7 protein-coding genes are annotated in these 12,181 nt (G+C 68.8%); all 7 read right to left on the bottom strand.

What is annotated here, in order from left to right; translation table 11 throughout:
- Positions 1–128 precede the first annotated feature (128 nt).
- Positions 129–809, bottom strand: coding sequence for a hypothetical protein (locus ACFW48_RS23925; protein ID WP_030183853.1), 681 nt, complete (start codon positions 807–809; stop codon positions 129–131).
- Positions 806–1,366 (bottom strand): hypothetical protein, encoded by a 561-nt coding sequence (locus ACFW48_RS23920; protein WP_097249658.1) that lies wholly within the window; start codon positions 1,364–1,366, stop codon positions 806–808. Before ACFW48_RS23920 ends, ACFW48_RS23925 begins: the two co-directional genes overlap by 4 nt.
- Positions 1,367–1,570: 204 nt before the next feature.
- Positions 1,571–3,091 carry a NaeI family type II restriction endonuclease gene (locus ACFW48_RS23915; RefSeq protein WP_386317679.1) on the bottom strand — a complete coding sequence of 507 codons (1,521 nt, stop codon included), beginning with the start codon at positions 3,089–3,091 and terminating at the stop codon, positions 1,571–1,573.
- Positions 3,092–3,580: 489 nt separating this feature from the next.
- Positions 3,581–4,861: a TIGR02679 family protein gene (locus ACFW48_RS23910; protein ID WP_386317677.1), complete on the bottom strand. Its 1,281-nt coding sequence runs from the start codon at positions 4,859–4,861 to the stop codon at positions 3,581–3,583.
- On the bottom strand, positions 4,858–9,096 hold the full coding sequence (locus ACFW48_RS23905; protein WP_386317676.1) for a TIGR02680 family protein: 4,239 nt from the start codon (positions 9,094–9,096) through the stop codon (positions 4,858–4,860). Before ACFW48_RS23905 ends, ACFW48_RS23910 begins: the two co-directional genes overlap by 4 nt.
- Positions 9,093–10,418 carry a TIGR02678 family protein gene (locus ACFW48_RS23900; RefSeq protein WP_386317674.1) on the bottom strand — a complete coding sequence of 442 codons (1,326 nt, stop codon included), beginning with the start codon at positions 10,416–10,418 and terminating at the stop codon, positions 9,093–9,095. The genes ACFW48_RS23905 and ACFW48_RS23900 overlap by 4 nt, the downstream gene beginning before the upstream one ends.
- Positions 10,415–12,049 (bottom strand): TIGR02677 family protein, encoded by a 1,635-nt coding sequence (locus ACFW48_RS23895; protein ID WP_386317672.1) that lies wholly within the window; start codon positions 12,047–12,049, stop codon positions 10,415–10,417. The genes ACFW48_RS23900 and ACFW48_RS23895 overlap by 4 nt, the downstream gene beginning before the upstream one ends.
- Positions 12,050–12,181 lie beyond the last annotated feature (132 nt).

Raw genomic sequence — 12,181 nt, 5'->3', positions numbered from 1 at the left:
AAGGGGCTCGGGGAGCGGGTCGGCTCCCAGATGGCTCCCAAGGGGACCGTAGCCAACGGTCGCTGGGGCCACCTGTCCCGCCACATCGGCACACGCTGAATACGTGTGCGCGACGCTCGTGCGACGGCTCAGATTACGGTTGAGGGAGCGTGCTTGCTCAGGTAGCTCTTGAAGGTCTTCCTGATCTCGGCCTGGAGATAGCCTGCCTGTGGTGAGTTGGGTACCACGTCGGGCTCGAAGCCTCTCTTTCGGGCATCGAGGTACCGCACGATGCTCGACGATCTGGTGTTGGCGACGAAGAGTTCGTTCTGGGTACGGATGTCGGCGCGCAGCCCCTCGAAGTTCCGTGCGAGGCCGATGCCGAGGTTGGAGACGTAGTACTTGCACTCGACGATGAGGACACTCTGACTGCCTCGTGGTGCGATGCCCTGCGCTCGGCTCAGGGCGGCTTCCTCGGCTGGCAGCACCAACACGTCGCACTCGTGCAGGACGCCCGACGAGCCGGTCACATAGACGCCGAGGTGGACTTCAAGGGCGGGGGCACCGTCGAACTCAATCACGGCGTGGGTGAAGGGCTGGCTGTTGCCGTACAGGTGACCGGGCCCTGTCCGGAAAACAAGATTGCTGGCCTTCGCCCCGTAGACGTCTTCGTAGGTGACAGTGGCACCATGCCGACTCGCGGTGGCGACGATCAGGGAGAAGATGAAGCCCTCGTAGATGTCGGACGGCTTCGAAGCGGAGTCGTACGACACCGCCCCCGCAGCCAGAAGGCTCTTGATCTCGTTGACTAGGTCATCGACCGTGCTCAACTGACTACCTCCCTCGTCACTTCGGCCAGCAGCTGGCTGACGCGTGTACGTCGCTCAGCCGGCACCCGATCTCCCCGGAACTCAGTTCGGCTACGGCGTGTTCGAGCGCTTTCGTCGGGCTCGAACACGACCCCCTCAGCCATGCTCCGGCTGCCAGCGTCGCCTTCGGGCTCAGACCGGAGCGTCTTCAGCACCTCCAGTTCCATTTCAGGCAGGTCGACGAGCACGCGCTTTACCGCATCAAGGAGGAGCTGCACACGTTCTTCCTCTGTCATGGCTCGCGTGGCGATGACCAGGGTCCCTCCCTTGCGTGAAGACTCGTACTCTCCGAGGCCAAGCATGCTGCGGTCCACGACCTCGTATCGAGCCGCTGCTGCAGCCGGACTCGTGGCGGGGAGGTTATCGCCGCGGCGCTGCTGGCGTCGGCGGAGGATCTTCTCCTCCGGCACTCCCGCGGCGATTGCTGCGTCGACATCGTCGAGCACCCAACTTAGGGCGGTGTCTTGCAGCGCTTCGCGGAGCTGCCCTTCCACACGGCGTAGTTCGAACTGGTTCATGTCCCCCTCGTATCAGTAGCTTTCGTCTGACGTAGCCAGTCGGTTCACGGTTCTTCCCCGGGATGTGTTCGAAGGAACCGCAGTTAGCCGTCGATCAGATTCCGGAGTGCCTCCAGCGACAGGCGGGCTTCCGGAGCGGTAGCTCCACCGGATAATCGGACACCCTCGCCTTCCAGGACGGGTTCGCCGACGTTTCCTTCAGCGCTACCAGAGTTTCGCGAGCGACGGAGCCTCCTCGATGGGGTCGTCTGGTCCAGCCAGTGTCCACACCTCATCGGAGAGGGCGATGCTCGGCGCATCGCCATGTTCGGGGCGTCGGCGGGTGACCCGTTGACTGACCCATTCACCGTCGCGCGGCACGGGCAGGCCGAGGCTACGGGCGATCGTCGCCTGTCGGCTGGTGCCGCCGAGCACGAGGATGCCATCGCCGCGCAACGCCTCCCGGGCAGTTCGAACTCGCTTCGGGCCATCTGCGGTCACGGCGACGGTGGAGATCGTGGTTCGGTTGAGTAGCCGTCCTTGCGCGAGCCTGAAGAGGTTGTTCACCCGGGCCTGGCTGCCGCGCCGGCTCACTTCGGTGGCGAAAATCTTCTCTCGAAGCGGCGCCGGAAGGTGGAGAAGGGTGTTCTCCGGCAGATGCGCGTTGTGGAAGAGCCAGGTGACGGCCTGTCGGCCTGCGGCCGAGAGCGTGCGCTTGAAGTCGCGGTTGGCTGCTCCGCTGAGGTGGCCGGATTCGATCCGGATCAGTCCGAGGCTCCAGCAGGACCGCTCGTCGTTGGCTGACACGAGCAGACACACCCTCCCGACCTCCCCGGGCGTAATCGTCCATGTCACACCAGTGGTGAACTTCAGTACTACCTGCTGGCGTCCTATCGGGAGGTCGGTGGTCTCCTGGCCAGGCGGGAATCCCCAGGCCGCCGTGAGCTCGTGAGTGACCTTGGCGCCGAGGTAGACCTTCTCGGATTTCCCGAGCGTAGCCGGGTCGAATCGCCCCGTTCGCCGTCCGTCGAGCACGCTGTCGAATGCGTGGCGCAGGGCGTTCGCCGTTGTTGCCTCGAAGTCCGGCATGCCGCGGAGGGCATCCGCGACGGTAGCCACGTCAGAGGATTCAGAGCTGCTTTCAGTTCCTGCGGCGGCGGCAGAAGGGCTGCTGGTCGCGGCTGCGATGTCGGAGTCTGCCAAGCGGGTCGCTGCGACACCCTCGTCCGGAAAGGACGGGATCACGGTGGTCGGTTCATCCCGCGCCGGGCCGACGGACGGAGCCGGAGCTCGGCGCTCGGCGGCGGCCAGCTCGTCGCGCAGTGCTTGGAGGTGCTTCTCCTTGCGCGCCAGGCGGCGCTCGATCCGTTCCACCTTGCTGCGAAGGTCGCGGTTCTCTCGTAGCACGTCCAGGAGTTCCGGATCCGGGCTATCGGGCGTCGGCTCTTGCGATGGTTGTGTACTGCCGGCTGCCAGCGTGGCCCGCGCGTTCACCAGGTGCTGCCTGACCTCCTCGGTCATGCCTTCCTTACGCTCTGGTGGAGCGAGTACCGCGATGATCGCGTAGATCAACGAGGCGTTGTTCTGGAGCCCTCTGCCTCGAAGCCGGTCCGAGAGCACCTGATACGACGGAGGGCGCGGGCCTTCCCGGTGCTGCGCCAGCAGTAGCTGTTGCAGCCCTTTCAGCTGGACTCCGCTGCTGTCGACCAGATCACGCAGCAGCCCCACGATCTCCAGCATGGGCATGCAGAGTTCCGTGTCCACCTCTGACCACTGACCGCCCCGTCTTCGGCGCGCCACGTCCTCGCCCCCGCCCCTTCGATCTCCTCAAAAGAGTATTCAATCTATCTGATCGGAAGATCGAACTTCCGGGCGTCGTGGAAGTCCGGCACCGTGGTCACCCCAGCCGCAAATCGCTACGTGAGAAAGGACGTCGATGCGTCAGCGCACGGCCGATATCTGCGCCTTCGCCATCATCGTCGGCACGCCAGCAGCTCTGATCGCCTTGAATCTGCCTTCCGATCAGGTCATCGCGAGCACCTCCGCCGCGGCCGTTCTCTACTCGGCCTGGCGCCAGGGTGGAGGTACGCCGCCGTCACAGGGCTCCGGGGGACGGCATGGCGCTGACTCTGCTGCCGCTTCCGACTCCGGGGCGGTGTCCGAGTCGGAAACCCGCCCAGGCCGGGGGCCTTCGGAACAGGTCGGCTCCCGGGACCCGGCATAGTGCCGATGTCTCTATGCCTGGCGTGACAGGTCGGCCACCAAGAGGTCGAGAGTGGCCTCCTCATGGAGCGCGACGCCGAGGGCGGTCATGGCAGGGGCGAGATCCGAGTCCCAGTCCGCGTCGACCAGCTGGCCGTCGAGTGCCAGTTGAGGGATGCCCTCGGCCTGATTGCGAGCGGCCAGATGCTCGTAATCCGCGGTGCCCATGCGCCACGGCCGGGCTTCGTAGCGGCGGATGACCCGGTTGGCCAGAGCGATCCCCGGCCAGTCGAAGTCGCCGTGGTACGCGAAGCGGCAACCCGTGGCGGCGAGGGCGTCGAGAAGAGTGAAGACCACGGTGGCCGCGCTGCCGGAGGTGCACACCAGGGGCTGGACGCAGGCCGCGTCCGCCGCGGCTTCCACCACGCGCGGGTTCTCACAGATGTGGATGAGCGTTCCGGCGGGGAGCTGCAGCCGGAGGCCATGCAGGTCGCGTGGTGTGACGTGCACTTCGGCGTGATGGTCGGCTCGCTCCCGCAGAGCACGCTCCCGCCAGCCCTCGCCGTCGGGTCGCAGTCCGTACGTCAGCACCGTGCTGGAGACCTCGTCCGGCGTGACGGACACCAGCCGCCACAGAGCGCGTCGACCGGCCGAGTCGTCGGGGAACTCGGTGCCGTGGGCGAGGGCGACCCCGCGTTGGACGAGGCGTGCGAGCCAGGTGCCGTCGTCCAGGCCGTGCGCGGAGCCGGTCGTCATGGCGGCGAGTTCTCCTCGACCGCGTGTGCCGTTGCGTTCAGGTCCATCGAGTCCGAGGAGAGCGGTGAGGACTTGGACCGCCTGCTGGAGTGTCCATATCGCCGCTTCGGGCGTCACACCTCTCGGGACACCGGAACGGCGCAGCAGGTCGTACCACTGCCGGGGCCATTCCTGGTCGGCGAGTGGGGAGGCGTCCAGTGACGAAGCAAGAGACGACCACACCTGGTCCCGCCGTGCCGCCACGTCTGCGCGGGCGGCACGGCGGTCGGTGAGTGGCGGGCCGAGTTCCTCCAGGGTCTGTCTGAGGCCGAGTCCGGCGGCCGAGGCGCGCAGCCGTGCGTCGAGCACGTCGAGCCGTATGGTCACGGCGGCACCTGTGAGGGGTTTGCCCAGCAGGAGAGACAGGTCGTTGCGTTCCTGGGCGTTCATCGCGGTCAGTCGGAGCGAACCCGTGGCCTGTACGCCGTTGCTCTCCAGGCGTTTGCGTGCCCCCTGCCAGAGCCGGGTGAGTCCAGGTCCCGTCAGCCAGTCGCGCGTCGCGGCGGGCAGCCCGCTCATACGGACACCAGACGCCGGTGCCGGCCGTTCCAGGTGTAGTGAAGGGTGGCCACCCCGCGTACGTGGGGATCACGGAGGCACTCGTATATGTGCAGGGACGGAACCTCGGGCCAGTTGCCCATGAGCCGCTCGCTGGTGAGGACGAAGTCGAGATCGAGGTCGACGAGGATACGGCCCAGCCGGCCATGGGTGGGTTCGTCGACCTTGGCGAAGGCGTCGTCCAGGAGAATCAGGCGTGGCGCATGCGGTGCCGACTCGGCGAGGCTGGTGAAGTGGGCGGCTGCCGCGGCGAAGAGCACGAGGTAGGAGAGGACCCGTTGTTCGCCCTGGCTGAGACCGGTCCGGCCGGTCAGTTTCCTACGGCGGCCCGGAGCCGCGTCCTCGACCACAAAGGTGTGGAAGCGGAACCAGTCGCGGTAGTCCAGCGCGGTCCGCAGATGGGCGGCGTAACCGGCTGACGGGTCGGCACGGCGGGCGTCCTCGATTCGGCGTTGCAGCACCTCGCGCAGCTGCTCGGTCTGGTCGCGCGTCCTGAGGCTCGACGGACTGCGCAGCAGCTCGACGGCCGCGCGCACATCCGCGTCCACGTCCTCGTCCAGCTTCCACAGCAGCTCGACACCGAGGCCGTGGGAGGTGCGCACGGTCCGCAGGGTGTCGTTGAGAGCGGCGACCAGGTTCGCCGCGGTGATGACCTGCGCCGAGAGGTGGTCGCCGAGCTCGCCGGTCAGGAACCGCTGGAAGACCTCGCGTTCGCGCTCGGTGAGCCGTCCCCGGGCCTCCGCCGCCTGGACTGCGATCCGCTCGCCCACGGCCGCGACGTCATGGGACCCATGATCGTCGACCAGACGGCACACCTTGATCCCGTCTCGCTCCTCCAGCTGCGCGTCGAATCCGCCGGCCAGTTGGTCACGCAGATCGGTGTGGCGGTTGAGCAGGGTGCTGTCCGACACCTCGCCCTTCGGGCGGCCGAGGGCATGTTCCACGGCGTCGGCGAGGGCACGCAGTGCTCGCAGACGGCTGCGCACGTCCGCGCCGGGATCGTCCGACATGTACTCGGGCAGCGAAGCCCGGTCAAGCCCGGCGCCGCGCACCACCTCGGGTCGGTTGAGAGCGCCGCGAAGAGCGCTGCCGACGTTGATAACCGCGGTCTCCTGATCCACCAGGCTCCCGCGCAGGCGCTTTTCGTCCTCTTCCGCGCGGACGCGCAGGTCGTGGAAATCGTCGCGAGCTCGTTGTGCCGTGGGGAGCGCTTGGACGGCGTTCGCGATGCGCTGCTTGGTCTCCTGCTCGCGGGAGAGGATTTCCTCCTCGGACGACCCGATGGCCTCCTCGCGGGTGCGCAGGTCCTGCTCGGCGGTGCGCAGGCCGGTGAGGTGGACCCGGTAGCTCTCTTCCGCGGCCAGGCGATCCACGCGGGCGCGTCCGTACCGGTCGGCATCGGCCTGGTTCGTACCGTGCCGCTCGCCCGTGCCGCTGACGGCCCTGCGCAAATGTCCGATACCGCTGAGCAGACCAGCCAGCGCGGTGCGCACACGGTCCAGGGAGGTGGGGTCGCCGGGCAGGTCGTGGGCGGTCGCGGTGGCATCAGCCTCGGTCCGCGCCGATACTGCGAGAGCGCGTGTCTCCTCGGCCAGCCGCGCCGCCCGGGCCGCCTTGGCGGTCAGATCGCGCAGGGTCCGCTCGGCTGATTCAGTCCTGCTCCACGCGTCCGCGAGATTCCGTGCCCTGGGGAAGTCCCGTTCCGCGAGCGTGAGAGCCCGACGCATGGCATCGGCTACGGCGAGTTCCTCGCGGACATCTGCCAGCCGTTGTTCCGTATGCGTGATCCGCTCCTCCAGCTCGGCGAGGATGCGTCGCCGAGTCTCGGCGCGTACGGCGGCCCCCACATACTCGGTGGCGCCCTTGTCATGACGACCGCTGAGTACGCCCAGACGCCAACTGCCGTCGTAGAAAACCGCGTTGTGCGCGGAGGTCTCCTGTGCCGATGTGAGTGCGATGGTGGCCAGGAGACTCCCCACCTGCTCGGAGGTGACGCCGCAATCCGGTTCAGGGGCTGGGCGCAGGGCCGAGGCGAGAGTCGGCCCGTCGGACAGCACGGGACCCGGCTGGAGAAGCGTGTCCTGGGTGAGTGGATTGAGAAGGACGCCGTCCGCACTCACCCACGCATCCAGGATTCCGCTCGCCTCCAGCGCCCCTTCCAGACCGGCTCGGTCGGCCGGAGCCAGGTCGTCCGCGAAGTCCACGAGCCGGTAGAAAGGGGCTCCACTGCCCGGCGTCCTCGCGGCGGCGCGATGGTGCGGGGCCGGTGGCTCGGGGTCGGTACGTTGCTCCCAGTCCCGCTTCTGCTCCGCCAGGCGGTCGAGTTCCTCGCCGAGTCGGCTGACGCCGAGTACCAGGGCGTCCCGGCGTTCGGTGAGTTTCTCGCCGTACGGCTCCAACGCGGCCTGAGCGGTCAGCCACGCCTGACTGTCGATATCGGGCGGCAGCGTGCGGTCCGCGAACGGCGCATCGGTAGAAGTCTCGAGGCCGACGACGGCGCGGACGGCGTCAAGCGGCGGGCAGTCGGCACCCAGTGCATTCCGCGTGCGTGCCGCCCACTCAGCGACTTGACGGGAGTAGGCGCCGCTCTCCTCAGCGACCTTCTCACGGCTGCCGTCGAGATGGCCGGCGGCGTCTTCTGCCTCGCCTTCCAGCCGTTCTCGCTCGGCATCAGCCTGGGCTGCCCCGGCCCGGGCCTCGTCCGCCCGTGAGATGAGGTGGGTCACCTCCTGAACCATCCGGGCCCGGTTTCTCGCGACCGACTCGGCGTTTTCCAACTGGTTCTGCCAGGACCGCAGCCCTTCCTGCGCCGTGACCGTGTCCACTCGGGCCACCGACCGGTGCCGTACGGTGCGCGTCTCCCCGTCCGGAGTCGTCAGCTCGGTCTCGGTGGCCTGGGCGAGAACCGTGCGCGGCAGAGCCACCGCCTCGCCGAGATGGCCGGTGGGAAGCCCGGCCTTCTCCGCCTGGGTCAGCAACTCCCGGTGTTCGGTTCCCAGCTCGGCCAGCCGGCTTCCGAGGTGGTCGACGCCTTCGGCCAGCCGCTCCGCCGAGCCCTCCTCCGCGTCGTGGGCGTTGCGCAGGGTGGTGAACGCGGCAACGGCGGCGGTGTGTAGCGCCTCCACCGTGCCGCGGCGCTCTGACAGTTCGCGCAGGCTGCGGTAAGCGTGACTGGCGTGCAGGGCGGCCAGGTCGGTCCTGGCTGCCTGTTCCTTCTCGCGCAGGGTCTCCAGTCGGCCCTCCGACTCCTCCTCCTGCGTCCTCAGGTCGCTCGTCCGCTGTGCGGCGTCTCCGGCCGCCCGGCGCCGCTGAGCGAGGATGCCCAGCTCGTGGCTCACTCTCTTGGCGGAGGTGCGCAGGACCCCGGCCAGGTAGCCGCGGTAACTGGTGAGGAACGTACGCAAGGCCGCGTCGGTGCGTTCCAGGCGGCCGAGTTCCTCCCGTACGGCGTCGAGGTCGTGGAGGTTGCGCGCCACCTTCTCGACCACGTCCTCGTCGAGCCCCGGCAGGGTCTCGCTCAGCAGGGAGACCAGGCCCCCGTGTTCGATCCGGTCGCCGACCGTCGGGCGCCGCAGCCGGTGGAGGAGCTGGGTGAGATTGCGGTAGCGCGTCGCGTCGGTGATGCCGAACAGTTCCCGGGCCACGCGTGAGCGGTGCTGGACCGCACGGTCGGTCGTGTTGTCGGAGCCGACGATCTCCTTGAGCCGGTCGACCGGCAGCGGCTTACCGGCCTCGACCAGGTGCAGGTCCTCACCGATCCGCAGAGGGGTGACGAAGAATGTCGGCAGCGCCTTCTGCGTCGACTTCGAGGCGCGGATGGCGGCACCGAGCGTCAGATGGTTGTGACCGCCGTCGTCGGCCGTGCCCCGGAACTCCACCCACAGATACCCGAGACGGTTGGTCTGCTCGAACCCGTCCAGCATCAGCCAGGGAAGTGTGGTGCGGCCGGTGCCGGTCGCGTCCAGTGCCCGGGAGTCGCCGTCCAGAAGATACGGAAGCAGCATCTCCAGGGCCTTGGACTTGCCCGCGCCGTTCTTGCCACGCAGCAGCAGCCGCCCGTCGCCGAAGGAGAACTCCTGCTCGTCGTACTGCCAGACGTTCTGGATGCCCGCCCGGTGCAGTCGGAAGCGCGCGCCGGTGGTCGTCGCGGGGCCGGAACGCGGCAGCGGAACGAGGCCACGCGCGTCGGTGGTCATAGCGGCAACTCCTCTTGAACGTCAGTGCCTTTGCCGGCTGCGGTGGCCGGGCGCACCATGACTTGGGTGGCGTAGCGAGCCGCTGCTGCCAGCAGCACCCAGCCGTCGCCGCCGGGCCGTGCGTCATGGACATCGGTCACCGTGCGTCCTTCCGACGCCTCTTCGACGTACCCCTCCGGCAGTCCTTTGCCCTCGGCGCGCAGCCGGCCCGCGCGGGCCATCAGCCGCATGCGGACCAGCAGGTCCAGTACGGCCTCTCGCAGGGAGGGAAGGTCTTCCAGGTAGCCGCGTTGCCAGTTGCTGCGCTGCCCGTACTCGGTGATGAGCTCGGCGAGCACCTCGTCCACGAGGCCGTCCGGGACGGCCACCCCGATGATGAGTGTCCCGCCGGTCGCCGGATGCCCCGGTTCCTGCGGCCGAAGGCGTTCCACGAGCCGTTCCGCCAGCAGCAGCGCGGCCTGTGCGACGGTCCCCGTGCCCGGCAGGTGCAGATCCGTGAGTTCTTCCTCGGGGTCCATCAGCGCCACGCCCTCGGCACGGATCTCCATCTCCAGACCAAGAAGTTCGGAGAAAGCCTGGGCCTCCCGGCGCTGCCGGGTGCGCAGCCAGTCACGCTCGGCGTCCGTCAGCTCGTCGAGGTGGACGACGGGTGTCTCGACGAGCATCCGGCGCACGTAGGTGCGTGGTCCGCCGAAGCTCGGGTCCGCTGCCCACCGGACCAGGTCGGCGCCGTCCCGTGCCTGGGAGAGCGGGCCGGCGACGACCACGCGTGCCAGCTCCCGGTCTATCGTGATCAGGGCTTCTCCGCCCGCCTCCTGCGCAAGTACGGCCACATGGCCCTCGGTCTCGATGAGCACGCCCCAGTCGACGAGCTGGCGCAGAGCCGCGACCAGGGTCCGCTTCCCGGCCGCCCGGCCCGTTTCCTCCAGCTCGATTCCGGCGTCGGCTGCGGCAGCCCTGATATCGGCGACCAGGTGTGACAGGAGCATCTGCTCGGGCGCGGTCACCAGCACGGACAGGGCGAGCGCGAGGCAGGCGTACGTGTGTGGGGTGAACGGGGTGCCGGTGGAGCGCTCCAGCCGATGACCCGAACCCGTCCCCAGCCCCGCCTTGAACAGGCGGGCGTAGGAGCTGTCGACCAGCAGGCGGTAGCCGAGCACCTGCTGGAACCGTTTGCCCAGCCAGTCGGCGTGCCTACGGATCAGCGGGAAGAGGTCGGCGTGGGGGCCGTCCGATGCGATCAGCGGGTGGGCGAGCAGCAGCCGGGCGGCGGTGCGGCGCTCAGTTGCCAGGGCTACGTCGTGAGTCGAGGGGAGGGTCATGACACGCTCGCCTCCGCTTCGCCGCCGACCGTGGCGGAGGTGCGACCGATGTCCAGCTCCAGGTCGTCCAGCAGCAGGTCGCCGTCGGCCGAGTACAGCACCGTTCGCGTGCCCGCCGTCCGGCGCACGGTGAGACGGATACGCAGTTCGGCGTCTTCACTGCTGGCCGAGTTGAGGTCGAACACCGCCGTCCTCTCCCCGTCCGTGCTGACGGGCCTGCTGAGCTGTGCGTTTCCGAGCGCTGTGGCCAGTAGCTCCAAGAGCAGGCCGAGCGCCGCTGACGTGAGGCGTACCTCGGCGAACCGGCCGGACGCGCTGCGCAGTTCGTCCGCCGCCGCTGCTCTGGCCGCTGCCCGCTGCCGTGCGGCCTCCCTCAGCAGCTGCTTCTGCGCGGAGTGGTCCTCCACCGCGGAGGCCCGGCCCCGCTGGGCGCGGCTGCCTCTTTCACGCAGGGCCACCGGTACCTCGACCACCGGACCGGTCCACCAGCTTGTGTAGGCGGGCACCACCTCGTCGGTGGCCGGAGGTATGCCCAGATGGCGGGCGCCGTACAGCCCGAAGGCGGCGACGGCTATGTCGTGCGCGTCCCGCGGCGCCGCTTCGTCGAACCACCGGGCCAGCCGCAGCAGATCCTTGCGCCGGGACATCTCCCCGGTGGCCGACCGCAGCATCCGCTTGGCGTTGGCGAGCAGCGACTGCAACGCGCGCAGAGTGGCATCGCGTAGCTGGTCGACCTGGCTGCCCTGGCCGTCGGTGTTGCTGAACCAGCCGCGCAGGCCCTCCCAGTCCGCGAATTCGCGGCCCCGGCTGCGCTGGATCCGGACGTCCGGTCGGCTTTCGCCCTGCGCCTGCGCCTGCGTCGAGAGCCCGGTGAGCCCCTGGGCGTGGGAGTCCAGCCGGTCCAGCAGAGCCGGGATGTGCGGCCACAGGGTGTCCAACGCGGCCGAGATCCGGGGCGCGCGGAACGCCACGTCCTCTGTGATCGCCTCGACGTAGTCCAGGAGCAGCTCCTTGAAGCCCTGGTACTCGGCGCTGTCCAGGTCGTAGCGGGACAGCACCTGGCCGAGGTAGGCGTAGAAGTCGCGTATGGAGTCCGCGAACTCGGTGAACTGCACGAACAGCGTGCTGATCCGCTCCAGTCCGTCCTGCGGCTCGACGCCGCCCGGCGCGGTCACGAGGTCGGCCAGCTCCCGTAGTCCGCGCTCGACCAGGGCCAGCAGTTCGTTGCTGACCTCGCGGGCGGCGTCGGCCTCGGTCAGGACCCCGTCGGCGTCCCGCTGGATACGTTCGCCCAGTTTCGACAGCTGGTAGCGCGAGCGGGAACGCTGGTACTCGCTGATGCTGGATGCGTTCACCGTGTGGCTGCTGCGCAGCAGGTTTCCCCAGGCCACCAGCTGTTCCAGCCGGACCGTGAGAGTGTCGGCGTCGAGCGTTGCGGCGGAAGTACCGGCCTGGCGCAGTTTCACCATGATGTCCGGGACGGCGAGATCCGCCAGCAGCGTTCCGCAGAAGACCCGCATGATCGCGACGTGCTCCAGCCGCTCGGGCGCGCTGAGGTACGTGTACGCGTTCAGCCGCCGCCGCGTCTCCTCGTCGGCGTCCTGACCTGCACCGGATACTGATGCCCCCATGCCCGTGAGGTTACGCGGCGCATATGGGCGCCGCCGGTGGGTGGCCGAAAATGCCACGGACGTGTGCCGGCCTGTGGCGATTCCCGTGGCAGCGGCCTGCGCGGCATGGGGGCGTCCGGCGTCCCCGGCTCA

The organism is Streptomyces sp. NPDC058812 (genome assembly GCF_042744565.1).
In the GTDB taxonomy this organism is placed as follows: Bacteria; Actinomycetota; Actinomycetes; order Streptomycetales; family Streptomycetaceae; genus Streptomyces; species Streptomyces thinghirensis.
Note: the sequence above shows the minus strand (reverse complement) of the source record. Positions and strands in the feature narration are given on the sequence as shown.